Origin of the sequence: Acinetobacter sp. ACNIH2 (assembly GCF_002934965.1) — a bacterium.
In the GTDB taxonomy this organism is placed as follows: Bacteria; Pseudomonadota; Gammaproteobacteria; order Pseudomonadales; family Moraxellaceae; genus Acinetobacter; species Acinetobacter tandoii.
Genome location: NZ_CP026412.1, coordinates 2,476,951 through 2,501,423, shown reverse-complemented (window position 1 = coordinate 2,501,423; position 24,473 = coordinate 2,476,951). Strand labels below are relative to the sequence as shown.

Below are 24,473 nucleotides of genomic sequence, written 5' to 3'. Positions count from 1 at the left end.
TTTCTATAGCATTGATGCTTCCTGTTACTTCAAAGATTAATGAACTCTGAATCAAAAGTAAAAGCATTTTCTATCCATTGCTGATCATAAGTGAAACTTGAAAAGTCATACTGTACTGTTTTTGCAAATTGTTGATAAAAATCAAAACAAATTACATCAAATCGACAATAGAACTGCTGATATTCAGGATATTCATTCAGAAAACATAACGCCGTTTTGATGAGTTTGCGCTGTTTTGAAAGTGATACCACTTCATTGGCATGCGCATAACGGGTCAAAGCTCGTGCCTTCACTTCAACTAAAAGTAATTCTTCACCTTGTTGCACAACCCAAATCTAGCTCGCCATATCGGCTATGATAGTTTCTTTGCACGAGTTGAAAGCCTTGTTGCTGCAAAAGAATTAAAGCTTGCTGTTATGCCCAATCCCCCAAAGCTTGTGATGTTGTTTTAAGATTCAATTGTTCTTCCACTTAGTAAAACCCACTTATTTCTTGTTGTAATGCAATGAATATCAAACTTTTTGCTCTTTTTTATTTTAGTTGAAGCTCAAATGCAATCTCAAATGTATATCATCAATTCAGGAAATTAGAACATTACCATCTGCCTTTTATCAAAATATGCCAAGTTTCAAATACTATTCGTTTACATGCCAGCATTGAATATAAGATCTTCACAGAATCTAATTCGCGTCTGAGCAATGGATTCAGGTAGAATGCAAGTATTCTAACGCGTTTGCGGATTCAAACTCCCATATCACTTACATCGCGTCATTCTTTTTAAATTCTATTTTGGCATGGAGACTTCACATGAGTGCTCAGTTATTTGTTGTAGCAACCCCTATCGGGCACTTAGATGATATGACTTTTCGCGCCATTGAGACCCTAAAATCAGTGAGCATTATTGCAGCCGAAGATACGCGCACATCGGCACAATTACTCAAGCATTTTAATATTTCAACACCACTGACCGCCTGCCACGACCATAATGAAAGCAACAAAATTGATGTGTTAGTGCAACGCCTATTAAAAGGCGAAAATATGGCGTTAATTAGTGATGCAGGCACCCCTTTAATTAGTGATCCAGGATTCAAACTGGTTCGTGCTGCTCAGGAACACGGCATTCGTGTAATTCCAGTGCCTGGCGCTTGTGCCGCGATTGCTGCCTTAAGTACGGTAGGTTTACCGAGTGACCGTTTTAGTTTCGAAGGCTTTTTATCCTCTAAAGCTTCACAACGTTTATTACAACTCGAAAAGTTGAAAGACGAAACACAAACCCTAATTTTTTACGAAGCCCCTCATCGAATTTTGGAATGTGTCAAAAATATGGCTGATGTGTTTGGTGCAGACCGTCCCGTCGGCTTTGCTCGTGAAATTACCAAAACTTTTGAAACCATTCGCAAAATGACTTTGGGAGAACTGGTCAAGTTTATTGAGTCTGACCATAATCAGCAAAAAGGTGAAATTGTGCTGGTGGTCGGTGGTGCAACACAAGAAAAAGACATGGAACAAGAGAAATTAGACCAGCTTCTCACCCGTCTTTTACAGGATTTATCAGTAAAAGCTGCATCGCAACTGGCTGCGGATTTGACTGGGATTAAGAAAAAAGTGGCGTATCAACGTGCTTTAGAGCTAACTGCAAAATAAAACCAACGCTTTGATATTCTACCAAATAAAAAACCACTCTCAAGAGTGGTTTTTTATTTGGTAGATTAATCGTGTGCAGATTCGTCTGGTGGAACTTCGGTGATACGTCCACCACGTGCCAAAAATGCAGCTACTTCATCTTCTAAAGCCTGACGTTGCTTTTGCTTTGCAGTCACGGTTAATGTTTCTGCCTCAGCAAGATCACCATCAGAAGCACCTTCAGCTTCGTCAGATGCACCTTTTTCAGCAGCCTTCGCTTCATCCTCATCCACTGCTGAGTCTTCTACGTCATCATAATCATTCATATCCGTCATCTTTCTCTCCCCACAATGACTTCTATTTACTTCATTTCGAATTGCTTTCGAATTACGATGAAATTTATCAATCTAAATTGCTTTCGCATAGTACTTAATGCAAAAAAATCGTATTTATTTTAATCAAATTCGTAATCAGATTTAACTAGATGTCTAAAAATTATCTGTTTAAAACGAATTTGCATAACGGGTATTTTTCAACGCCTGCAAACCATTCGCTTGCATCATAAAAGCATCTTTCAATACGGGGCGTTGTTCAACTTGTTTTAAACCAAAATTACGCGCCCAAATAATCGGAAAGAATTCCGTAGTTTCTAACCAACCAATGGCCGACATACTATGCATCATGGCATCGTTCTGGCCTTTACGGCGATGTTCATAACGTTGCAAGGTTTGCTCATGTGCCCAGACTCCACGCGATAAATCATGTAATAAGGCATCACAGAGTACCGCCGCATCTAAACAGCCAATATTCACCCCTTGACCTGCTAACGGATGAATCACATGTGCTGCATCGCCGATTAAAGCTAGCCCCGATGTTACATATTGCTGCGCAGCTCGGGCTTTCAACGGAAACATCGCCCGTGGTGTTGCTTCTAAAACTTCACCCAACATATGCTGACTTTCTCGTGTCAACAGCTGTAAAAAAGCCTGATCATCTAGTGCAGCATATTCCTCGGCATAATCATCGGGCAACGTCCAAACAATCGACTGCCAATGACCATCTTGCTCTGGTTTTAGGCTTGCCATCGGTAAAAATGCCAAAGGACCCGTTTCCAAGAAAATTTGACGGGCGACATGTTGATGCGGCTGTGCGGTACGGATGGCACAGGTCACGCCTGCTTGATGATAATCCAAGATATCCAGATCAATAAATGCCTGCTCACGTACAAATGAGTTGGCACCGTCAGCACCAATCACCAGTTTGGTCTGTAACTGCGTACCATCAGCCAAGTGAATATGCCAAACACCAATACCACGTTCTACACGCGTAACTTTAACTTGTGTTCGATAGTCTTTGACTTCGCTTAGCATACGTTTTTGAATGGCTAAATTCAAAATACTCGGCTCGACCATTGAACCCAATGCTTGCTCTATGGAAGGCGTTTTTTCTGCGACATCCCCAAAATGAATGTCACCATAGCCATTTTTATTCCAGACCTGCATACCACTATAGGGCATCTGGCGTGCCAATAATTCCCAAACCTTTACTGTTTTGAGTAAATGAATCGTCGCTTGGCTCAGTGCCAAGACACGTGGATTAGCAACTGTTAAAACCTTGCTCTCATCCAAAATTGGTGCCGCATCTAAAACCGTGGCTTGTACACCACCTTGAGCCAACAACAAGGCGGTCAATCCACCAACCAAACCACCACCAACAATCACAACATCTAAAACTTGGCTCATGCTTTTAGTCCCATTGCGTAGGTAGCCACCAATGGTTTAATACCCGGAATTAAATCGAAAGCAATCAGTCCTGTATTACGTAATAATTTCAGCATCGGATTTTGATTGCTAAAACCTCGTACTACACTGTCACAGAACTTAATTACACGTTGCTGATCTTTTAAACGGGCTTGTTCATATTCAAGTAAAATTCTTGGTTCACCGAGGTCAGCACCCGCACTCTGTTGTGCTTCTAAATAGCGCAGCAATACATAAGCATCACGCATACACAGGTTAAAACCCTGTCCTGCAACAGGGTGAATGGTATGTGCCGCATTTCCCATCAGCACTACACGCCCTACTGCCTGCTTTTCTGCTAAAACTTGTGACAATGGATAACTAAAACGCTTGCCTGTTTTCTGGAATTTTCCTGCACGGTCACCATAGGTTTGCTGCAAAGCACCCAAGAAATGTTGGTCATTTTCTTCACCTAACCATTCTTGTTCTGTGCCCTTTTTCACTGGCCAAACCACTGAACGACGGTATTCACCCGGTAAAGGCAACAATGCCAATGGCCCAAGAGGACTAAAACGCTCAAAGCCAATATGTTGATGCGGTTTCGAAGTTTGTACGGTGGTGACAATCGCCACTTGATCATAATCATGCTCAAATACACCAATACCCAAAGCTTGACGACAGAACGAATCTCGACCATCTGCCGCAATCACCAACTTGGCTTGTAGTTGCAACTGTTCTTCACCACGTCGCGCTTCAATATAAGCATGCTCTGCATCTTGGGTAAGTGAGGTGACCTGCACACCATCAATCAATTCAATCAATGGCTGTTGGCGAACTTGAGTCAGTAACACACGCCCCAACCACGCATTTTCAATGACTTGTCCAAAGCTTTCGACTTTCTCTTGCTCTGCAATTAAACGCGCCTTACCAAAGCTGCCTTCTTCAGTAATATGTACTTGTAAAATTGGTGTTGCATGTTGTTGCAAGGCATCCCATAAACCCAGTTCTTGGTAAATTTGCACGCTACGGCGAGACAAAGCGCTGTTTCGTGCATCGAAACTGGAATGGTAAGGCGCAAGATTGATGTCATCATAATTTGGGTATTTGATGGCTTCAAGCAGTTTGACTGCAATATTTGCTTTCGCCAACATGAGTGCCAGACTCAGCCCGACCATTCCACCACCGACAATGACGACTTCTTGCTGCATGCTTGTATCCTTTTTTATGGCGTATTTGAAGGAAGAAACCTCAAAATACCTATAAGTTTTAATGGATTTTATATTACATCAAAGCGTTTTATTTTTATAATGAAATGGACTTTTTTACGTACGATCAAGGTAAAGGGCTCTACCATGATTTTGATAATGAACGTTGTGTCTGCTCTTTAAAAACTTATTTAAGATACTGTTTAGGCTCACTTATCAAACTTATGCAACTTTGACCGAGTTGTAATCGTGGAACGTGAATAATAATGGAAAGCCCAATCGGCGAGGATTAGGTCTGAAAGACAAAGTATAAGATTTTGAATTATAAAAGCTAATTATAAAAATTTCGTATGGTAATCCTCCCATAAATAACCGAAGTTAAAAGTAGAGGTTAAGCAGCCATTAGAGGTGGCCTTCCTTTGTTAGCTTGGTGTGGTCTTTCATGATTGTAATGCCACAGCCAATCAGTTGCGTAATCCTGAACTTCTTCTAACGTATCAAACAAATGCTTGCTCAGCCAACTATAACGTATAGTCCGATTATATCGTTCAATATACGCATTCTGCTGTGGCTTACCCGGTTGAATATATTCAATACGAATACCGTGCTCAGTAGCCCAGCGCACAAATTCGTGACTGATAAACTCGGGGCCATTATCACATCGGATCACTAACGGTTTTTCTCTCCACTCCAGCAATTGATTCAACGTACGAATGACCCTAATTGTGGGCAATGAGAACCCTGCTTCAATGGCTAGGCCTTCGCGGCGGTAATCATCAATCACATTCAATAATCGAAACTTGCGACCATCGGAAAGTTGATCATGCATAAAATCCAGTGACCAAACCTGATTTGCACGTATTGGCTCTTTCAGTGGTTCAGGCACATGTCGTTTTAGTCTTCTTCTCGGTTTAATACGCAGATTCAGTGCCAACTCACAGTAAATGCGATAAACCCGCTTGTGATTCCAGCAGTGACTCTCAACATGCCGTAAATACGAGAAGCATAGACCAAAGCCCCAATCGGTATTTTCCTCAGTGAGTTCAATGAGCCGTTCTGCAATGAGCACATTGTCATCACTGAGTCTAGCCTGATAACGGTAGCAGGTTTCACTTATGCCAAATGCAGTGCAAGCTAAACGGATACTAACAGCATGTTGGGCCACTGCCTGTTGAGCCATCTGACGTCGACAAGATGGCTTTACCACTTTTTTGACATCGCTTCCTGAATAATTTCTGCTTTTAATCGCTCTTCAGCATACATTTTTTTCAGTCTGGTATTTTCTGTTTCCAACTCTTTCAGCCGTGCCATCAAAGATGTATCCATGCCGCCATATTTAGCACGCCATTTATAGAAGGTTGCATTACTCATACCATGTTCACGACAAAGGGCCGCAACAGGTGTGCCAGACTCCGCTTGCTTCAAGATGGACATGATCTGGCTGTCAGTAAATTTAGATGTTTTCATGCAGAATCTCCTGCTTGTATCTTAAGAGAAAATTCTACTTTTAAGTCCTATTATTTTTAGGGGGGATTACCTATGACGTGTACTATGTTAATTTTAGATAAACTTAATTTTCCTATTTAAGTTGACAAAAACAACTAAACATGCGAAAAGACATTTTTGGTTAACCGATGTTTGCACATGCCACGGATTGTTACCGTCCCACTCAGCTTAGAACAGCGTGCACAACTAATTCTCCTGACCAAGCATGCAGCACATTGGCGTGAAAGACAACGTGCCCAAACCATTCTCTGGCTTTCCGAAGGTAAAACTGTTGCCGAAGTTGCTGCGTTACAAGAGCGTATCCCAGAAACCATAAGGCTACAACGCCGACATTGGGAGCTACATCAGTTTGAATCGATTCAAGAAGGTCATCGCTCAGGCCGTCCCAATACACTGACCTCAAACTATCAGGCTCAAATCTTAGAGTGGGTCAACACAAGTCCACTCAATGCAGAACAAATCCGAGTCAAACTGCATGAAAAACACGGTGTATCCGTGTCTGTTGAAACTCTTCGCAAGTTTTTGCGAGATTCAGGCATGGTCTTCAAACGCACCCGCCACAGCTTGAAAAAAAAGAGACCCGACCGCATTTGGACAAGCGCAACAGCAGATTGAAGCATTACGTGAGCAAGCGGCACGTGGTGAAATTGTATTGGGCTATGTGGACGAAACAGGATTTTCGGCTACGCCAGATAATCGTTATGCATGGACAAAGATAGGCGATGTTCATGCGGTTGATGCTGTAAGACTAAAGCGAGTTAATGTGATGGGTTGTCTGCTGTCAACGGGTCATCTGATCACCAGTTGCCTACAGGAGTCCGTTAACAGTCGCTGGTTTTATGCCTATTTGATGGGTGTAGCAGCACAGGTGAAACGCAGCTATCAAGTTCCTTTGGTGTTGATTGTTGACAATGCCTCGATTCATCGCAGCAAACAGATGGTAGATTGGCGCAAGCTTCTTGTACAAGAGTATTCAACGACTTTGTATTTTCTACCTGCGTATAGTCCTGAGCTGAATAGAATTGAGATGGTTTGGAAGCAGATGAAGTATAACTGGCGGGATTTTAAGGTGATGAAGGCAGATCAAATAGAGCGTTGGGTTGGGCAGATTTCAAAGGGTTTTGGTAATGAATACATGTTTACTTTTTAGTTGATACTTAATATTAAATGATAGTAATCCAAGAAATATTCTCTTTATAATTTTCTCTTACAAACTCAATAATAAATTTTTTTTGAGCATCATTAAAAACGTGATTATCTTTTTCCCATTGTGATTCCAATCTAAAAATAAAACAATCCATATAAGTTTTATTTTGATCACTTGTTAGAAAATGATAGACAGCAGCAGGTAAAAAGAATTTAAATCCTTCTGAGCTTAAATAACCACAATTTTGTCCAAAATAGTATAAATATTCAAAACTTACATCTTTCCATGTTTTAATACCCTCTTGTGGTCTACTACGTGAACGAACAGCTTCTAGTCCAACTTGTATGTAAAATTCTGGCCAATCAAAACCATATTCCAGAAGTAAGCCTTCTGCTGACAATTGTATTGCAGATAAATAATCATCATCAATTTGGTCAAAATACCCATAATGAGTATCATAAAAATCACATTCAAGTAGAGAACGATTATCTCCCAATTGGAAAAGAGGGAAAAACAATTCAATAGAATTTTGTATATTTATGCTCATAATCAATTCTCACAATTATTTAACAGTAATTAGACATATATTCTTATAGCATTATTTTTATTCACTTCTGTCATACTAGGTGAAATTTAAATAAAATAAGGTCCTAATTTGAGACAAAAAAGTTATTCATATACGTTAAATTTTAAATCATCTTATTCAATATAATGATCATCATCCAAAAAATAAAAATTTAAAATAAATATCAATAACTTAAAAACATAAACACTACCAAAAACTCACAAAATACTAACTTTGAAACAAGTCATCGTTTATGCCTAATTTTTATATTCTTGCGCAAAGCTAATACGAAAACACGCCTATTTTTAATGTGACTTAAACTTAAAAGTGAATTTTACTCATGTTTTGTTGAATTTATATCGTTTTACTCATGTTTTGAATCAAGTTTAAATATCGCTATACAGAAATTTAGCATTTTAAAAATTTTCGGATGGCAATTCTCCATGAGTACAGTATTTCAGTGTTCAATCAAACGCGTTCGTTTTGATGAAAACTATCAACCAGCAGATAGCACACGTCTAACGACTAACTTTGCTAACCTAGCACGTGGTGAAAGCCGTGAGCAAAATCTACGTAATACGCTTCGAATGATTAACAATCGTTTTAATGCTTTAGCGCAAACAGATAACCCAAATGGTGATCGTTATTCGCTTGAAATTGATATTATTTCTGCGGATTTAGATATTGAAGGTAATGGTCAAACCTTCCCAATCATTGAAATGTTGAAAAGCACCATTACTGATCATCATACCCATCAGCGTATTGAAGGCATGATTGGCAATAGCTTCTCTTCATATGTACGTGACTACGATTTTAGTGTGGTACTAAAAGAACATAATAAAGAAAACTCAACCTCGTATGCACCAGAAGGTTTCGGTGATTTACACGGCAAGCTTTATCAATATTTAGTGAATTCAGATACTTTTAAGGCTGAGTTTAATCAACAGCCTGTGATTTGCTTGAGTGTTTCAACAGCACGTACTTATCACCGTACGACCAATGAACATCCGATTTTGGGTGTTGAATACAAGCAAGATCAATACTCACGTACTGATGAATATTTCCATAAGATGGGCTTACAAGTTCGCTTCTTTATGCCGAAAGGAAGCGTGGCACCTTTAGCATTCTATTTTGCGGGTGATTTACTGCGTGATTACACCGATTTTGAACTGATCAGCGCGATTAGCACCATGGAAACCTTCCAAAAAATTTATCGTCCTGAAATTTACAATGCAAATTCATCAGCAGCGCAAGTTTATCAGGCAAGTTTAGAGTACCCCGATTATTCATTGACGCGCATTGTCTATGACCGAGTTGAACGTGGTCAGCTCGCAGTCAAACAAGGCAAATGGACTGAAGAAAACTTTATTAAGCCTTACCGAGATATTCTTGAGCAATGGGCTGCAAATTACAATGTAGAGCGTAACGCTGCTTAATTTACCTGAAATAGAACATAGAGATAGAAGATTTAAAATGGCAATTTTATTACCAACATCAACGGCTGGCAGCTTACCAAAACCTTCTTGGCTTGCAGAACCAGAAAAACTTTGGTCACCTTGGAAACTTGAAGGTGAGCAACTGATTGAAGCCAAACAAGATGCTTTACGTCTGTCATTGCAAGAACAGCAACATGCTGGCATTGATATTGTCAGCGATGGTGAACAAACTCGCCAACATTTTGTGACCACCTTTATAGAACATCTAGATGGCGTGGATTTTGAGAAGCGCGAAACAGTTCGTATCCGTAACCGTTATGATGCCAGTGTGCCATCTGTAGTGGGTGCAGTTTCTCGTCAAAAGCCAGTGTTTGTGGAAGATGCTAAATTTTTACGCAGCCAAACCACCCAACCGATTAAATGGGCACTTCCTGGTCCAATGACCATGATTGATACGCTGTATGATGGTCATTACAAAAGCCGCGAAAAACTGGCTTGGGAGTTTGCCAAAATTTTGAACCAAGAAGCCTTAGAACTCGAAGCTGCTGGTGTTGATATCATTCAGTTCGATGAACCTGCATTTAATGTGTTCTTTGATGAAGTAAATGATTGGGGTGTGGCAACTTTAGAGCGTGCTCTTGAAGGTTTAAAATGTGAAACTGCAGTGCATATTTGCTACGGTTATGGCATTAAAGCCAATACCGACTGGAAAAAGACTTTAGGTTCAGAATGGCGCCAATACGAAGAAGCATTCCCTAAACTTCAAAAATCGAAGATCGATATTGTCTCACTCGAATGTCAAAACTCACGTGTACCAATGGATCTGATTGAACTGATTCGTGGTAAAAAAGTCATGGTGGGTGCGATTGATGTTGCAACCAATACCATTGAAACACCAGAAGAAGTTGCCAATACTTTACGTAAAGCACTTCAATTTGTTGATGCAGATAAACTTTACCCATCAACGAACTGTGGTATGGCACCTTTGGCACGTGAAGTGGCACGCGGTAAACTCAATGCTTTAAGTGCAGGTGCTGAAATCGTTCGTAAAGAACTTTCGACTTCATACGCATCTATCGCATGATGTGAAAGAGCTACGCATTAGATAAAATGGGTAGCTCTTATCTCAGTAAAAAGCATGCGTCAGCGCTCCTCCAAAATACATTCTAATCCAGTTGTTATATGGCCAAATTGCGTAATATAGCCCAATTTAAACAAAATGTACGGTTCAATTTAGGAATAAAGTGATGATTGAAGCAACAGACTTTAGAAATGCTATGTCTTCGTTAACCAGCGCAGTAAGTGTTGTGACCACGGCAGGTATGTCTGATCGTCATGGTTTCACTGCATCTGCCGTATGTAGCGTTACCGATACTCCCCCAACTTTATTGGTCTGTATGAATAAAGCTTCTCGATCACATGAGCATTTTATCGAAAATAAGATTTTAACGGTAAATGTTTTAGGTGCACAGCATGAGCATATTTCTAACGTATTTTCATCTAAACTCAGTTCAGAAGAACGTTTTAAGCATGGTGTTTGGAAAGAGTTGGAAACAGGCTCACCAGTGTTGGAAGATGCTTTAGTCAATTTTGATTGTGAAATTGACCAAATTCAGGAAGTCGGTACTCATACCATTTTTATCTGCCGTATTGTTGCAATTCAACAAAGTAAGCAAGATCAAAGTCTAGTTTATTTTAATCGAGCTTATCATCAAGTTGGGCAGACAGAAATCGCTTAAATAATAGTTTCTCGATAGAGTATATTTTGAATAAAACCAATGCCAAAAATAAAAAAAGCCAATCATAAGATTGGCTTTCATATTATTGATGCTTAAGCCATTAACGCCTCAATCTCTTCAATCGATTTTACAACGCCTTTGGTTAAAACAAGTGGCCCATTGGCAGTCGCAACGACATCATCTTCAATACGAATACCAATTCCACGCCATTTCACATCCACGGTTTCATCATCTGGTGCAATATAAAGACCTGGTTCAATCGTTACGACCATACCTTCTTCATAAGGACGCCATTCGCCAGCTTGTTTGTACGCGCCTACATCATGCACATCCATCCCCAACCAGTGACCTGTGCCATGCATATAAAACTGACGGTAAGCCTCAGTTTCAATAATTTTCTCGATATCTCCCTGCATAATACCGAGTGACAATAAACCTTCTACCAAAATACGCACTGCAACATTATGTGGTTCTTTATATGAGTTGCCAATTTTGACTGCATCAATCGCTGCAAGCTGCGCGTTTAATACAATTTCATATAATGCTTTTTGTTCAGCGCTAAACTTACCATTTACAGGGAAAGTACGGGTAATGTCTGACGCATATAACTCATATTCACAAGCTGCATCGATCAGAACCAAATCACCATCTTTTAATTCTTGATTATTTTCAACATAGTGCAAAATACAGGCATTGGCACCCCCACCTACAATACTGTTATAGGCAGGTACGCAACCTTGTTGCCCAAATACATAATTCAGCTCCGCTTCCAATGCATATTCCATCATACCCACATGCGCAGTTTGCATAGCACGGGTATGGGCTTTTGCACTAATGTTCGATGCGATTTGCATCAATTCAATTTCTTGTGGTGTTTTAAATAAACGGATTTCATCTAAAATACGATCCAGTTGAATCACTTGTGCTGGAGATTCATTACCACGACGTTGTTGCGCATCTGCTTGTTGAATCCATTTGCTGACACGAACATCAAACTCAGAACTGTGTCCAATCCGATAAAATAGTTTTTGTTTATTGACTAACTTTTCAATGATTTCTTCATCAAGTAGGTCAATCGCATAAGCTTCATCGGCTTCATAATCATCAATCGCGCCATCAATTCCTGCACGGTAACCATTCCAGATTTCCATCTCACGATTACGCTCACGGCAGAACAAGCTATAGGTATAACCTTCATCTAAAGATTCATACGTTTCAATCACAGCAACCGCTTCTGGTTCTGCAAAACCCGTCAAATAGAAAAAACTGCTGTCCGCTCGAAATTTATAGTCTGCATCTCGATTACGAATCGCCACTGGGCTGGTGGCAATAATCGCAATGCTGTGTGGTCCCAATTCCTCTGCGAGGCGGTCACGACGTTCCTTAAAATCTACTTGAGTCAGTTTTTTCATTGAATGTTCTTCGGTCTTGTTGAATAAAGAATAGGGTTGCTGTGTTTGTGATCTTAAAGCAAAAAATCGACCAAAATTAACTTGGTCGATGTGGTGTAAACATTTCTACAACATTGTTTTCAGTGCTAGTTTTATGCTTCTGCATTTTCGCATGAAAGTTTTGTAATAATGAACTTTCATCTACCGCTACTTTGGTGCGACCTAAAGCCAAGCTCACAGGAATCAAGCGTACAAATTCATACAACTCTTGATAACTGTCCTCACCTTCTTCGTCATTGTCAGATTCGTCAAACTCAACCGCAGCGACATCTTGTAAATGCTCAATTAATTCCATTTCATCAGCACGAATATGACCTGAGGCTAAACCAAAGCCCAATACTACACCTGCACACCAATCTGCCAGTGCTTGTACGCGATCAGCTAATACATGTTCATCATCTGGCAACAAAGGTAAGTAGTCTAATTCGTCTTCTGATAATGCATGTGATACATCTTCAGCTTCATCTGTAAGCACAGTTAAAGCCATATCGCTTAATTCTGGCACATTAAGCGTGGCTAAAATTTGTTGCCACTCTTCACGTGTCGGCGATTGTGTCACACAAACTATACCAGTGAGTAACCCATGTAACTCACTTGGGCTTGAAATCTCATCAATTTGTGAAAAATGTTGGTGCCATTCCGACCAACCTGAAATATCGTCTTGCATTCGTTTATCCAATCTCTATACTTCTTATATATTACCTTTGTTTGCAACACTGTGCGACTACGTTATGTTAGAAGAATTACAGCGTCTACAGGCGCATATTGGCGTTTTAAAAACCCGACTCGCGCATTATGAAACCGAAAATAATGCCCTAACCGAAGCCAGCGCAACTGCCGCTGAGCAACACCATGCCCAAGTTGTGCATAAAAACGGCATTATTACCAAAAAACAAGAAGAAATTGATAACCTTACGGAACAACTGACTGAGGTCCAGACTCAATTTAAACAACTGAATACTGATGCAACGGCATTGGCCGATCGTTATAGCCGTCTAGAGAAAAGCTGTACCGATTTAAAGAATCGTTTTCAGGACATTCTAAGTGAACGTAATGAATTACGCGTCATTAAAGAAAAAATGCAGAATGAACAACGTCATGCACAACAAGAAATTCAGGGTTTGCAGCAGGAACGTGATAGATTGTTACAAAAAAATGAGTTGGCGCGTACCAAAGTTGAAACCATCATTCAACGCTTATCAATTTTAGGTACTGAACAAGACCAAAATGCGCAAGAAATTCAACAATTGGCTCATCCCACCGAAGTAAATGAGGAAATGCAATCATGAGTGAACAAATTCCTGTTGAACTGCGTGTATTGGGACATAGCTTTCGTTTAGCCACCACGGAAGATAAAAAACCTGAGTTAGAACGTGCCGCACAATTGTTGAATGACAAATATGATGAATTTCGACGTCAAGCTCCTCGTGTTGAACCCAGCAAACTGATCATTATGGTTGCACTTGAGCTCATGCAAGAAGTGCTCGCAATGAATAAGTCCCTACAGGAATATGCTCATTGTGAACGTTTACTCAGCACTATCCTTGAAGATGTTAAAACACTTACCTAGTTTCACGTTTATTTGCATAATCTCTCGACAAACAGCACTTAACTTTACAGTTCTTTGCCTATGATGATTTGCCAGTATTGGTTTATCCGTTATACTAGGCTTAACTCTGAGATGTTCGCCAGCGGGTCTATTCCCCTGCCGATACTTAAACTTATGGATTGCGTTCTGTATATTTAGAGTGTATGCCCACCTTCGAGTGGGAAACCCAGCAAGTATACGTCGCGTCCACCTTGAACTCATCGGGTTCAGGGTAACGACACATGCAGCGGCATCATCGGAGTACTTTCTTTTATATATAAGAATAATAGCTTATCCTCCCCTCTCCTTTAAAATCACTTTTAGTCGATATATCGACTATATATAGCATTCAAAAATAGTATCCTCTGTTGCTTATGCCTATTTGAATTTGCTTTTGACCATGCATAGCTAAGTTACATTAAAAGTTAAAATTTTCCCCAATCATTTAATTTCAAGCCAAAATTAAGATATAGAATCAGCCTACTTCTATAAATGTGTTTAGCGTAGCTACCAAACGCTCACTTCTTTCATTAACTTTGAAAATACTTGGCACCGAGTTAGCAAGCAAATAATTTAATGCGCAGTTTCTTAGCTTTCATCAATTAAGCGCATAATAGCCAATCAATTTGCCAAGTCCTTCCATCTATGCATTTTACTATTGAGTACTCAATAAGCCCTTATAGATAGATTTTAGGCATAAAACCAACATAAATATGAAGCATTTAAATCCAACACTATTTTTATGGCTTGATATAAGATAATTTTTATAGAATCTATTTGAACATATGAAATGTCAGACTATCTGATTAATTTACACACCAATTCTTGGCGACTATTTACATTTAATTTCTGATAAATATGTTGGACATGCGTTTTTATGGTCGACAAACTACAATTGAGTTTCTGCGAAATCTGAATCGCTTCCAAATTTGTAAATAATTCTTCTAAAACCACAATTTCTTTTTTAGTTAATTGATATTGATCCATGATTTTATCTCTATTAATCATGTCGACATGATGATGAAAATGATCAATAGACAATCGATAAAAAGATTCAAATATTTTCTTTTCTTGCTGATTAAATTTGGCTTTGCCTTGTTCTCTAAAAATACTCAAACCAAAAATCAGTTTTCCATCACGTTTTCTGAAGAAAAATTCAGCAGTATCTTCAACTTGCCAACGCTGCATAAAGTTTACGAATATTTCGTTGGGTTGATACTCGCCCAGAAGTGCAATGTTCTGATGACCATGATAAAAGTGCCGAAAGCTCACTGGATCATATTCAATTTTTCCATTTAAATATTCGTCGATTGCACTTTTTGATATACCATCATGCTCAAAATCATGAGCATGTTGAATATTATCGGTTTGATAAGTCAAAAAACCATCTATAGGGGAAACATGCTGAATCTGAGCAATAAAGTTCTGACTAAATTGCTGAATAAAATCACGATTGAACATAAATTTTCATCATCCTTTTGAAAATTTAATAGCGTCGATAGATCAATGAAATTGGCTTCCTGCCAATATATAGCCTTACTGATGTCAATTTTAAAACATCAATTCTAAATAATAAGTTATGGCTTCAATATGCTTCATATCCAAGCCATCCACCTAATGCATCAGTAAGACCGATGAATCTGTTTACTTGATTATTGAGAAATATGGATCGCTTGTTTATGTGTAAACAACAACAAACCGTTTAAACCAAATGAATATCCGAGACCAGACATTTTCCAACCACCAAACTCGGCTGCTGGAGAGACATCCGAATGACTGTTAATCCAAACCGTACCCGTCTCAAGTTTACTGGCTATTTCTTGTGCACGATCAAGGTCTTTGCTCCACACTGAACCGCCTAAACCAAATTCACTGTTATTGGCACGTTCAATTACAGTGTCTACATCACTAAACTTGATGATTGGTAATACAGGACCAAATTGTTCTTCATCAACCAAAGGCATACCTTCTTTGACATTGGTTATAAGCGTAGGTGGAATAAAATAGCCATGCTCACTTAATTTTTTCGCCTCTGTGATAATCTGACCACCTTGCGCCACAGCATCTTCAATCATGCCTTTTACTTTGTGGTATTGAACATGATTTTGAATTGGGCCAAATGTTGTCGTTGAATCTAATCCATTGCCAACCACTTGTGCATTCGCGATTTGGGTCAATTTTTGTGTTAATGCATCATAAACATTTTCGTGTACATATAAACGCTTTAATGCTGCACAGGTTTGTCCCATATTTAAGAAAGCTGAACCAAAGATTTTTTCAGCGGCTACATCCACGTCCACATCATCTAAAACAATTCCGACATCATTACCACCTAATTCAAGCACGACACTCTTTAAGGTATTTACGGAATGCTTGAGAATACTTTGACCTGTGCGCGTAGAGCCTGTAAACGTAACTTTATCTACATCACTGTGTTCACTGAGTGCCTGACCGACATCACCTTTTCCTAAGACAATATTGCATACACCAGTAGGTAAATGGCGGTTAATAATTTCGACCAATTTAATCGTGCTGAGTGGAGTAAATTCAGATGGCTTATTTACTACCGTATTCTTGGTTTTAAGTGCTGGGAAGAAATGCCAAATAGCAATCATAAATGGCCAGTTCCAAGGCGTAATTGAAGCCACGACACCTAATGGACGGTTATAGACTTTAATCGTTTTGCCACTTGGGTCTGTAATGGTTTCTACAGGAACTTCCAGACTGGTAATATATTCAATCCAGTTCGCACCAGCTTCTACTTCAAATTGAGCCAAAGCCAATGGTTTACCTTGTTCTGTGGTAATCAGTTTGGCAATTTCTGCACTTTCTGCACGAATATCTTGGGCAATTTTAATGAAGCTCTCATTAATGCTTTGATCGGATACATACTGCCAAGTTTTAAACGCTGTACGCGCCGCATGCACAGCTTGATCTACTTGTTCCACCGTGGCACTGTTAATTTTGACAATGGTTTCTTCTGTTGCAGGATTTAGTACCGCAAAAGGCTCGCCTTGACCTACTACCATTTTACCATTAAACAACATGTTGCTATTCATCTGATTCATATCCATATTGATGTTCTTTTGCATGAAGTTTATCGCTGATAATTATTTATAAACTCATCCTTTAGGATGATTTTAACGCAACTTAATAGAAAAACAATACAATTTAAATTTTTATTTTATAATTTGGTATCATTATTTTTCAATGTAATTTTACATTTATTTCAGCAAAAATAAGATGCCTATCAACATTTCATCTCAAAATATAATGCCTTGAGATTATGCTTTATACATGGTTTCTCGGTATCTACCTCGACCGATTTTCCAGATAAATACTTGCAGTAATCTCCGACTTTACAGTTATGCCTATGTTTTCCGAGATATTTAATAGAATGCTTTTATTACTTATTTTTATTTGACATTCTGCTTGGTTGAATGGAAGTATGCATTCAATAAAATCTTGAATGTTAAAAAAGGAACAACTAAAACTTAAATTATATTTTAAATTGAGTTATCTGATTTTGAGAGAGCAATTTAGACTAATCCTGATGCTAAAGCGCAAAACACAGTGCTCAAAAGTATGAAAATAGAATAGCACCTTAAACCGTATTTAAGTAAAAAATACCAATCTCAATTTGGGCATTGCATGAACAATCTTCAGGAGCAAGCCTTTTTCAATCCATTTCAATATGCTACTAAAACCAAACATAGCTTACTAAATATTGATGATCTCTATAAAAGTATTTTTCCAACTCCCATCATCTTTCCTTGAATTATTTACTTCTTTTTTGCACTGTTAAGCAAAAGCTTAAAAATAAAAAAACCCTGACACAGTCAGGGTTTTTTAAATTTGGCGGAAGCGGTGTCCGTATAACACCAGTATTATGCCATCCAACAACATCCAACATAAATATACTTTTCAATAGCTTATATAAACTTTAATCCAACCACGTCTTGCAAAACCCAATTATTTCCAATATTCTATGTGGGTTTTTATGTGGGACAAGAACAAACCTATGCCTAAGAAAGCCAAGGAACTCTCTGCGCTCAGTGTAGCAAAAATCAAAGGAAATGGCAGGCATGCTGTAGGCGGTGTCAATGGTTTGCACCTGCGTATTGTGAACGACTCACGTGCTTGGGTTCTACGTGTTGTTGTTGGTCAGCGCTTTGATGAAAATGGCAAACAGCAACTTCATCGCCGTGATATTGGATTGGGCTCTTACCCAGAAGTGTCACTAGCCGAAGCAAGGGCTAAAGCTCATGAAATGAAAGCCCAAATCCGAAATGGGAATGACCCTATCAAACAAAAACAAGATCAACTTCAAGCTTTACGTATTCAGAAACTTCGTAATCGTACTTTCCGTGAATGTGCTCAGATTGTGATTGCCAATAAATCTCGTGAATTAAAGAATCAGAAGCATATTGCTCAATGGTCTACCACATTAGAAACTTATATCTATCCTACTCTTGGTGATATTAATATTGGCACAATTACTAAAGTTGATATTGCTGAAGTTCTTAGACCTATCTGGATTGAGAAGAACGAAACAGCTAAACGTATTCGTGGTCGTATTGAGACTATTTTTGATTATGCAAAGGCTATGGAGTATTTTGAAGGTGACAACCCTGCTGAATGGAAAGGTAATCTTGAACCTATATTAGGTAACTTAAAACAGGTATCACGCCCTCACTCTTCTTTACCTTATGATCAAGTAGCAGAATTTGTTCAGCATCTGCGCCAGAAAGATGGTATTTCACCCAAAGCTTTAGAATTTGCAATTTTAACGGCATGTCGCTCTGGTGAAATTTTTGGTGCTAAATGGCAGGAAATCGATTTTAAATCTAAAGTCTGGATTATACCTAAAGAGCGTATGAAAGCTGAAAAAGAGCATCGTGTTCCACTTTCAGAACCAGCAATTGAATTATTAAAGTCAATTCAGACTGATACTAGAACTCAAAGCTATATTTTCCCTGCACCTCGTACTGGTAGCATGCTTTCAGACATGTCCTTAACTGCTTTGATTAAGCGTATGCATGAACAGAAACTTAAGGAAAATGGCTTAGGCTATATTGACCCAAAACAAAATCGTGTGATTACAACGCACGGTTTCCGTTCCACATTTCGCGACTGGTCAGCAGACAAAACTGATTACCCTCGTGAGGTGTGTGAGCATGTACTTGCACATAAACTACCTGATGAAGTTGAAGCTGCATATTTACGTGGAGCTTATCTCGAAAAACGTAAAAGTTTAATGGCTGACTGGGCTGAGTTTTGTGAAAAGAAAAAATGACATAAGATCATCTATGCTTCTGCCTTTTAAGGCAGAGTAGCGTAAGACTTTTACATACTGGCTACATAAAATCTCCCAAGTAAAAGTCTCCTGTTATTTCAACATACACCAATTATTAAAATTTGAATTTTGAGGAAATAAATTATAAGCATCACATGTCACACCTGAAGCGCACGACTGAACATGCCCACCAACATCTCCCTCATTACCGAGTTTCCCCATACTAGCAGTTCTACCCAAACAATTTGCTAAAAATAAAAATAATTTTTCACCTTTAAAACTCTCAACTGGTAATAGCTATATAGTAAAATCTCTAGACCATCCATGAACTTTGTTGCACAAACCTATTCTTTTCTTTGAAGCTTCTTCAGCAATACTGTTTCCAGTTGAAGAAATTATCACAAAATTTAACCATCGCCCAAGAAAAAGACTCGGATTTAAGAGTCCGAGTCAGATATTATTCCAAGAGCATGGTGTTGCACTTCAAATGCTAATCTAAGGGATGATTAACCTTTAAGTTTTAGAGTTACCATTGCAAACCAAAAGACAAACCACCACCAAATTTACCTCGACTATCGCTTGTACCTGCAGCTTTGTACACCCATTTATTATTTTGAGTTACACCACTGACCCCCACAGCATAACCTTGCTCACTTTCCCATGCACCAGTACCAAAACTCACCATGCTTTTACCTGCCTCAGTTGGCTGAGGTAATGATGCAATGGCAATACTTGCAGCAACTGCAGCCTGATAACCTTTTTCCAATTTATTAAAACTTTTGTCAGTATAACTGTTTGCAGCTGATAACGCTTGGCGATCACCTTCAATACGATCTAATCTTTCTTGATCAATGTTTGATTGTAAGACTACGTCTGCCGCTGCACGGGTCGCCACTTCTGTATCAATATTTGTCTGTAAAATTAGATCAGCCTGACCTAAACGTGCTACGTCTACTTCGCGAGCAGTTCTTTCTACAGCGACTACATTGTTGGTATAGCTATTTGCACTTTCTAACGTCTTTACTGACTTATCATCTGTATATGTTTTTGCATCAACTAAAGTTTGTGCTGAAATTGTATCTGTATAGGATTTTGCGCTCGCTAATGCAGCATTGGCAGTGGCTTGGGCATTATTTGTAGCAGCAGCTTTAGCTTCTTCTAATTGACTCACATTTACTGCATCAGTATCAGCCGTACCATTTGCTACATGAACTAAACGGCGTTCATCATTTACTGAACCAAAAGAAACAGTCATTGCTTCTGTTGCAACACTACCTGAACCAATAGCAGTTGAACGGAATGCATCAACTTCTGTCCTACTATCTGCGCCCAATGCAGTGGAGTTAGTCCCTAGAGCATTCGTATTTACTCCCAACGCTGTTGATGATACTGCTGCTGCAACACTACTTGGACCTACTGCCGTAGAATTATCTGCTTGAGCATGACTTAGATGACCCAATGCAACCGAGCTTGTACCATTGGCTTCAGCATTTGGTCCCAATACTGTGGTATTTGCATACGCAATAGAGTTTACAATCATTGCAACAGCAATAGCTGAAAGTTGAAATTTCATTTTATCAATCCTATAAAGTTATCACACATAAATTTCAATTTATGTACAAAAAAACACCCATATCTTCACTTGTAAGAAAATGTACACGTTTTTGATACTTTAATTTTTTGAAAAAAAAACAGTAATCCTACAACTAGGATTGACTTAAATAATTTTTTATGGAACATTTTTATTTGAAGCCAATAAATCATATATGATATTGATTTAAAATAACTCATTCATAATGTGAAAGTTAACAAGGTATGATAGAGTTACCACACCCAATTTTGGTTAGATAAACTCACAAAAAAGATATTTTTTTAATCATTTTTTTCATTTAGCAACACCACATTATTTTTTTCTATAAAATTATGTTATAAGTTTTTAAGTACCCCAAGCTATTTACGTCCAGATGATTAGTGAAAAAGAAGATCAAATTATTCACATGATTTATGATGCAGTTTTAAATCAGCAATGGAAACGTGTTTTAAGCCACATTGCCACTGATATGAATGCTGATTTTGGTTTAATTTCTTTTTTAGATCAACTCAAACCTTCTGCAAGTTTTACATTTTGTTACAATTCCTCAAAATCTATCGCAAAAGCAATGGATAGCATGGAAGTCAAACTTTTAAATAAACAAGCGCACGGAGATTTAATGCAATTTCATGGCATTGGCAATGCCACCCTAATAGATTGGCTGCCCTATAGCTCATATGCTGAAGACAGTCCAGAAAAAAGATTATATGATTTAACTATAAAACCATCTGGAATTCGATTTGGCAATGTAATAACCCTTGAATATGAACCCTATTGCTGCGGTTTTGCAGGGATTTATCGTAAAACCAATTGCCCCCCATTTACTAAACAAGACTGCAGCAAACTAGAAAATTTTGGCCTTCATTTACGCCGTGCCTTGCAAATTTACCGTCAGCTTACGCTCATAAAAAAACAAGCACAGGATTGTTATGCACTGTTAAACCATTTGAATATAGCTGTAATAGTGGTTAATTCTCAATATCAATTGATTTACAGCAACCATATAGCACAAGAAATTTTACAATCCTCCCATATACTTGGCTTAGACACGAATAATCGGCTAAAAACCTCAAAACGTCAGCAAAATGAGCTAAATCAGATGATTCGCAGTGTTTTTAAGGGACCGTCTATTCAACATATCGGAGGCACGATGATGCTGTATAAGCAGCCCGACGAACCATTATTGCAACTCAGTATTACTCCATTTATACAAAATCATACTCTCAATTATTTAAATAGCTTATCAGATCAAGCTGTCATTTTTATCACAAAAGCCAAACAGCTTTATCAGCTTTCTACAGATTATTTAATCAAAACTTATAATTTATCGTTACGTGAAATTCAGGTATGTGAATTATTTATCAATGGTTTTAATCTCGATGAAATTTGTGAGCAGCTTAAAATTACCAAAAATACTTTGCACACTTATTTTAGAAATATTTATATAAAAACCAGCTTAAACTCACAGGCTGAATTGTTATATTTACTAATAAAAACCTCCATTCATTTTGAGCACATTCCATCAAAAATACAGAATGAATAGCCACCAAAAATTTAGACACACATAGCCCGATTGAAATAGGCTTTTTCATACTCGAATAGATTCATATCAGAATTATAGAAATAATATCCATTTTAACCTGACAGGCACACTAAAAAATGGGTAACTGTCAGATCAGGTTTGAGCTATTACAAATAATAAATTGTTTTACTTATAAATACTCGTGCATAAATTCATTGCCTTTCTAATTTCTAATCCTATTTCTTCATCTGAAACAGATAATGATAAAATAATATCTTTATCTAGTGAGGTAGATCCATTTTTATCTGTATGAGATGGACTAAAAGTATACTCATTTTTATTTAATTTAAGAAAAATATACATTAAATCCTGTTCATATTTTTTTTTATTTTTATAACCATATTTTTTTCTTATTTCAATATCTGCCTCATTCATTTTATTCTTTATTGCATCCTGATTAAGCATTGATTCTTGACAAATTTTTGACCGTTCTCCAGCATCCTCAATTACAGTACTTCGCATTATAGCTTCTTTAACTGCCCGACCTAACTCTTCATTAATACAATCAATATCTAAAATAATCGCATCATAATTTTTATCTACAATTGATAATCCTGCATTTATATAGGTTATTAACTTAATAAAGTTATCACCAAATACTAACATAGCTTCCTTATTCATTACTTCCCACTCTTAGTAACCGTAACAATGACTTTGACATTATTTTGCTTACCATAATTTACCATATTTTTAATTACTTGCATTTTAGCTTTTGATGTGCCTTCTGGAATTGCTATTTGAACTTCTCTATTTTTAACTTTATCTTTAGTTAAAACAAAAGGACCTCCTCCCTTTTGAGCATCTCGCTTAAACGCTAATGTATCATCAACATAACTTTTCATCTGCTTTTCAAGTGATTTTAAACCATTGGTACCATTAAATGAGCTAATCGTGTCCATTGACTTAGCACTAATTGCTGTTTGTGTTGATGGGTTATAAAAATCAAACGTCTTAAAATTTGTTTTAAAACTATTAAGATCAATAAAATCTGATGATAATGATTGCTTTAATTGCGCTTCCCACTGTAACCCTCTCGTTGCCCAACCTGTAGACCAATCAAGTTTTGGAATATTCGAAACATTATTTGTACCTAATTTCTTAATACTCGCTGTACTCAGCCCCAAACTAGTAAATACTTCTGCTTGAACTCTTTGTGCATTTGCTACTTTTTCAGCATCTCCACTATTTAAATCTATATAAGATTGTTTAATTTTATTTGCTTGTTCTTTTAAATCCAAATTTGTCAAAAGTTGGTAAATCGCCTCTCCTTTTTTACGATTATTCTCCATCGCCTCTGCACATGCCGAAGTACCTAGTGGGCAATGTATTGCCGATACAGCGGTATCACCGAATGCATCGGCTATTGCGATAATACCATCACCTACACTTCCAACACCATTTACAACACCTTGAGCAATTGGAATATCTGTTTGTGATGCTACCCACTTCACTCCTTGCTTAACTTTATTACGTATATCATCACCTAATACGGAGTTGTTCTCCACCGCATTCTGCCCAATCACTCCTGCAAGCTGAGCGTTATACGTTGAATCCCCTACAGCTCCACCAATCACAGCGCCAATACCAGCGGTTAAATCTCGGATTTGAGCCTTTTCAGTTTCTGATAGTAAATTCGCTTGGAACTCACCATTTACAAAGTACTTAGGATCATCTTTATATTTTTCTGCGAGTTGGTTGGTTAAGTAGTTGGCTGCAGCTTCACTCACAACCGCTGCACTTCCGCCTGCCGTTAGGTCGCCACCGTTAATGTAGGCGAGGGTTGCACCCAAGATAGCATGAGACACTAACTGTGCTGCGGTATTCTTGTCCTCTCCATGACCAAACTGGCCTCCAATCACCTGAGCTGCATACGGTGCTAGGGTATTGGTCACCACTTGTAAGTCAGCTTGTCCTCCCGATGCTACAGTAATGGCAGTGGTCACAACATTCAATGCGCGGCTGCTGTCTCCACCCATGCACCATGTTTTGGCTTGGTCTGCAGCTG

The 24,473-nt window shown here is 38.3% G+C and carries 22 protein-coding genes, 1 other RNA gene and 1 pseudogene; 11 read left to right on the top strand and 13 right to left on the bottom strand.

Annotation, left to right across the window (positions count from 1 at the left end; genetic code table 11):
- Positions 1 to 29: 29 nt before the first annotated feature.
- Positions 30 to 402 (bottom strand): annotated as a pseudogene (locus C3F34_RS11735) (YraN family protein).
- A 405-nt stretch (positions 403 to 807) separates the two neighbouring features.
- Here C3F34_RS11735 and rsmI point away from each other — a divergent pair.
- A complete protein-coding gene (gene rsmI / locus C3F34_RS11730) occupies positions 808 to 1,644 on the top strand; it encodes a 16S rRNA (cytidine(1402)-2'-O)-methyltransferase (RefSeq protein ID WP_016167001.1) in 837 nt (278 codons plus the stop codon).
- A gap of 65 nt (positions 1,645 to 1,709) precedes the next feature.
- Here the strand turns inward: rsmI and C3F34_RS11725 are convergent, their stop codons facing one another.
- From C3F34_RS11725 to C3F34_RS11710, 4 genes are all read right to left on the bottom strand, one after another.
- Positions 1,710 to 1,958, bottom strand: a complete 249-nt coding sequence (locus C3F34_RS11725) for a hypothetical protein (protein ID WP_016167002.1) — start codon at positions 1,956 to 1,958, stop codon at positions 1,710 to 1,712.
- A gap of 168 nt (positions 1,959 to 2,126) precedes the next feature.
- A complete protein-coding gene (locus C3F34_RS11720) occupies positions 2,127 to 3,365 on the bottom strand; it encodes an FAD-dependent monooxygenase (RefSeq protein ID WP_104441665.1) in 1,239 nt (412 codons plus the stop codon).
- Positions 3,362 to 4,570, bottom strand: a complete 1,209-nt coding sequence (ubiH, locus tag C3F34_RS11715) for a 2-octaprenyl-6-methoxyphenyl hydroxylase (protein ID WP_104441664.1) — start codon at positions 4,568 to 4,570, stop codon at positions 3,362 to 3,364. The genes C3F34_RS11720 and ubiH overlap by 4 nt, the downstream gene beginning before the upstream one ends.
- 388 nt (positions 4,571 to 4,958) lie before the next feature.
- A protein-coding gene (locus C3F34_RS11710; RefSeq protein WP_104440995.1) for an IS3 family transposase occupies positions 4,959 to 6,034 on the bottom strand; the annotation gives its coding sequence in 2 pieces (ribosomal slippage) (positions 4,959 to 5,782 and positions 5,782 to 6,034; 1,077 coding nt in all).
- 177 nt (positions 6,035 to 6,211) lie between these two features.
- Here C3F34_RS11710 and C3F34_RS11705 point away from each other — a divergent pair.
- Both C3F34_RS11705 and C3F34_RS11700 read left to right on the top strand, forming a co-directional pair.
- Complete coding sequence (locus C3F34_RS11705) at positions 6,212 to 6,688, top strand: helix-turn-helix domain-containing protein (protein ID WP_004677047.1); 477 nt, start codon at positions 6,212 to 6,214, stop codon at positions 6,686 to 6,688.
- Positions 6,684 to 7,223 (top strand): IS630 family transposase, encoded by a 540-nt coding sequence (locus C3F34_RS11700; RefSeq protein WP_126038012.1) that lies wholly within the window; start codon positions 6,684 to 6,686, stop codon positions 7,221 to 7,223. Before C3F34_RS11705 ends, C3F34_RS11700 begins: the two co-directional genes overlap by 5 nt.
- Positions 7,224 to 7,236: 13 nt before the next feature.
- Here C3F34_RS11700 and C3F34_RS11695 read toward each other — a convergent pair whose 3' ends face one another.
- Complete coding sequence (locus C3F34_RS11695) at positions 7,237 to 7,767, bottom strand: hypothetical protein (protein WP_044738419.1); 531 nt, start codon at positions 7,765 to 7,767, stop codon at positions 7,237 to 7,239.
- 461 nt (positions 7,768 to 8,228) lie between these two features.
- Here C3F34_RS11695 and C3F34_RS11690 point away from each other — a divergent pair, with 461 nt between their 5' ends.
- The 3 genes from C3F34_RS11690 (at position 8,229) to C3F34_RS11680 (ending at position 10,960) form a co-directional block, all read left to right on the top strand.
- On the top strand, positions 8,229 to 9,221 hold the full coding sequence (locus C3F34_RS11690) for a DUF1852 domain-containing protein (protein ID WP_044738418.1): 993 nt from the start codon (positions 8,229 to 8,231) through the stop codon (positions 9,219 to 9,221).
- Positions 9,222 to 9,258: 37 nt separating this feature from the next.
- Positions 9,259 to 10,305 carry a methionine synthase gene (locus tag C3F34_RS11685; protein ID WP_044738417.1) on the top strand — a complete coding sequence of 349 codons (1,047 nt, stop codon included), beginning with the start codon at positions 9,259 to 9,261 and terminating at the stop codon, positions 10,303 to 10,305.
- Between the two features lie 163 nt (positions 10,306 to 10,468).
- The gene (locus tag C3F34_RS11680; protein ID WP_044738416.1) at positions 10,469 to 10,960 is read left to right on the top strand and encodes a flavin reductase; all 492 of its coding nucleotides are present in this window, start codon (positions 10,469 to 10,471) and stop codon (positions 10,958 to 10,960) included.
- A gap of 92 nt (positions 10,961 to 11,052) precedes the next feature.
- On the opposite strand, the gene pepP is transcribed toward C3F34_RS11680, so the two are convergent.
- Both pepP and C3F34_RS11670 read right to left on the bottom strand, forming a co-directional pair.
- On the bottom strand, positions 11,053 to 12,372 hold the full coding sequence (gene pepP, locus C3F34_RS11675; RefSeq protein ID WP_104441663.1) for a Xaa-Pro aminopeptidase: 1,320 nt from the start codon (positions 12,370 to 12,372) through the stop codon (positions 11,053 to 11,055).
- 76 nt (positions 12,373 to 12,448) lie between these two features.
- Positions 12,449 to 13,078 (bottom strand): UPF0149 family protein, encoded by a 630-nt coding sequence (locus C3F34_RS11670; protein ID WP_104441662.1) that lies wholly within the window; start codon positions 13,076 to 13,078, stop codon positions 12,449 to 12,451.
- Between the two features lie 64 nt (positions 13,079 to 13,142).
- On the opposite strand from C3F34_RS11670, the gene C3F34_RS11665 reads away from it, so the two are divergent.
- From C3F34_RS11665 to ssrS, 3 genes are all read left to right on the top strand, one after another.
- Positions 13,143 to 13,700, top strand: a complete 558-nt coding sequence (locus C3F34_RS11665) for a hypothetical protein (protein ID WP_016167012.1) — start codon at positions 13,143 to 13,145, stop codon at positions 13,698 to 13,700.
- Positions 13,697 to 13,981: a cell division protein ZapA gene (locus tag C3F34_RS11660; protein ID WP_044738413.1), complete on the top strand. Its 285-nt coding sequence runs from the start codon at positions 13,697 to 13,699 to the stop codon at positions 13,979 to 13,981. The genes C3F34_RS11665 and C3F34_RS11660 overlap by 4 nt, the downstream gene beginning before the upstream one ends.
- A gap of 100 nt (positions 13,982 to 14,081) precedes the next feature.
- Positions 14,082 to 14,266, top strand: a non-coding RNA gene (gene ssrS, locus C3F34_RS11655) — 6S RNA.
- Positions 14,267 to 14,797: 531 nt separating this feature from the next.
- Here ssrS and C3F34_RS11650 read toward each other — a convergent pair.
- Both C3F34_RS11650 and C3F34_RS11645 read right to left on the bottom strand, forming a co-directional pair.
- Complete coding sequence (locus C3F34_RS11650; protein ID WP_044738412.1) at positions 14,798 to 15,460, bottom strand: helix-turn-helix transcriptional regulator; 663 nt, start codon at positions 15,458 to 15,460, stop codon at positions 14,798 to 14,800.
- 191 nt (positions 15,461 to 15,651) lie between these two features.
- Complete coding sequence (locus C3F34_RS11645) at positions 15,652 to 17,058, bottom strand: aldehyde dehydrogenase family protein (RefSeq protein WP_044738433.1); 1,407 nt, start codon at positions 17,056 to 17,058, stop codon at positions 15,652 to 15,654.
- A 962-nt stretch (positions 17,059 to 18,020) separates the two neighbouring features.
- On the opposite strand from C3F34_RS11645, the gene C3F34_RS11640 reads away from it, so the two are divergent.
- The gene (locus C3F34_RS11640; protein WP_104441661.1) at positions 18,021 to 19,295 is read left to right on the top strand and encodes a tyrosine-type recombinase/integrase; all 1,275 of its coding nucleotides are present in this window, start codon (positions 18,021 to 18,023) and stop codon (positions 19,293 to 19,295) included.
- 526 nt (positions 19,296 to 19,821) lie between these two features.
- Here the strand turns inward: C3F34_RS11640 and C3F34_RS11635 are convergent.
- Positions 19,822 to 20,868, bottom strand: a complete 1,047-nt coding sequence (locus C3F34_RS11635) for a YadA-like family protein (RefSeq protein ID WP_104441660.1) — start codon at positions 20,866 to 20,868, stop codon at positions 19,822 to 19,824.
- 391 nt (positions 20,869 to 21,259) lie between these two features.
- Between C3F34_RS11635 and C3F34_RS11630 the strand changes: the two genes are divergently transcribed.
- Positions 21,260 to 22,429, top strand: a complete 1,170-nt coding sequence (locus tag C3F34_RS11630) for a helix-turn-helix transcriptional regulator (protein WP_104441659.1) — start codon at positions 21,260 to 21,262, stop codon at positions 22,427 to 22,429.
- A 165-nt stretch (positions 22,430 to 22,594) separates the two neighbouring features.
- Here C3F34_RS11630 and C3F34_RS11625 read toward each other — a convergent pair whose 3' ends face one another.
- A complete protein-coding gene (locus tag C3F34_RS11625) occupies positions 22,595 to 23,089 on the bottom strand; it encodes a contact-dependent growth inhibition system immunity protein (RefSeq protein ID WP_104441658.1) in 495 nt (164 codons plus the stop codon).
- Complete coding sequence (locus C3F34_RS11620; protein WP_104441657.1) at positions 23,089 to 24,444, bottom strand: VENN motif pre-toxin domain-containing protein; 1,356 nt, start codon at positions 24,442 to 24,444, stop codon at positions 23,089 to 23,091. The genes C3F34_RS11625 and C3F34_RS11620 overlap by 1 nt, the downstream gene beginning before the upstream one ends.
- Between the last annotated feature and the right edge of the window lie 29 nt (positions 24,445 to 24,473).

Coding starts and splice junctions, on each gene's coding strand:
- rsmI (WP_016167001.1), top strand. CDS start 808: ATGAGTGCTCAGTTATTTGTTGTAGCAACCCCTATCGGGCACTTAGAT.
- C3F34_RS11725 (WP_016167002.1), bottom strand. CDS start 1,958: ATGACGGATATGAATGATTATGATGACGTAGAAGACTCAGCAGTGGAT.
- C3F34_RS11720 (WP_104441665.1), bottom strand. CDS start 3,365: ATGAGCCAAGTTTTAGATGTTGTGATTGTTGGTGGTGGTTTGGTTGGT.
- ubiH (WP_104441664.1), bottom strand. CDS start 4,570: ATGCAGCAAGAAGTCGTCATTGTCGGTGGTGGAATGGTCGGGCTGAGT.
- C3F34_RS11705 (WP_004677047.1), top strand. CDS start 6,212: ATGCCACGGATTGTTACCGTCCCACTCAGCTTAGAACAGCGTGCACAA.
- C3F34_RS11695 (WP_044738419.1), bottom strand. CDS start 7,767: ATGAGCATAAATATACAAAATTCTATTGAATTGTTTTTCCCTCTTTTC.
- C3F34_RS11690 (WP_044738418.1), top strand. CDS start 8,229: ATGAGTACAGTATTTCAGTGTTCAATCAAACGCGTTCGTTTTGATGAA.
- C3F34_RS11685 (WP_044738417.1), top strand. CDS start 9,259: ATGGCAATTTTATTACCAACATCAACGGCTGGCAGCTTACCAAAACCT.
- C3F34_RS11680 (WP_044738416.1), top strand. CDS start 10,469: ATGATTGAAGCAACAGACTTTAGAAATGCTATGTCTTCGTTAACCAGC.
- pepP (WP_104441663.1), bottom strand. CDS start 12,372: ATGAAAAAACTGACTCAAGTAGATTTTAAGGAACGTCGTGACCGCCTC.
- C3F34_RS11670 (WP_104441662.1), bottom strand. CDS start 13,078: ATGCAAGACGATATTTCAGGTTGGTCGGAATGGCACCAACATTTTTCA.
- C3F34_RS11665 (WP_016167012.1), top strand. CDS start 13,143: ATGTTAGAAGAATTACAGCGTCTACAGGCGCATATTGGCGTTTTAAAA.
- C3F34_RS11660 (WP_044738413.1), top strand. CDS start 13,697: ATGAGTGAACAAATTCCTGTTGAACTGCGTGTATTGGGACATAGCTTT.
- C3F34_RS11650 (WP_044738412.1), bottom strand. CDS start 15,460: ATGTTCAATCGTGATTTTATTCAGCAATTTAGTCAGAACTTTATTGCT.
- C3F34_RS11645 (WP_044738433.1), bottom strand. CDS start 17,058: ATGAATAGCAACATGTTGTTTAATGGTAAAATGGTAGTAGGTCAAGGC.
- C3F34_RS11640 (WP_104441661.1), top strand. CDS start 18,021: ATGCCTAAGAAAGCCAAGGAACTCTCTGCGCTCAGTGTAGCAAAAATC.
- C3F34_RS11635 (WP_104441660.1), bottom strand. CDS start 20,868: ATGAAATTTCAACTTTCAGCTATTGCTGTTGCAATGATTGTAAACTCT.
- C3F34_RS11630 (WP_104441659.1), top strand. CDS start 21,260: ATGATTAGTGAAAAAGAAGATCAAATTATTCACATGATTTATGATGCA.
- C3F34_RS11625 (WP_104441658.1), bottom strand. CDS start 23,089: ATGAATAAGGAAGCTATGTTAGTATTTGGTGATAACTTTATTAAGTTA.
- C3F34_RS11620 (WP_104441657.1), bottom strand. CDS start 24,444: ATGGGTGGAGACAGCAGCCGCGCATTGAATGTTGTGACCACTGCCATT.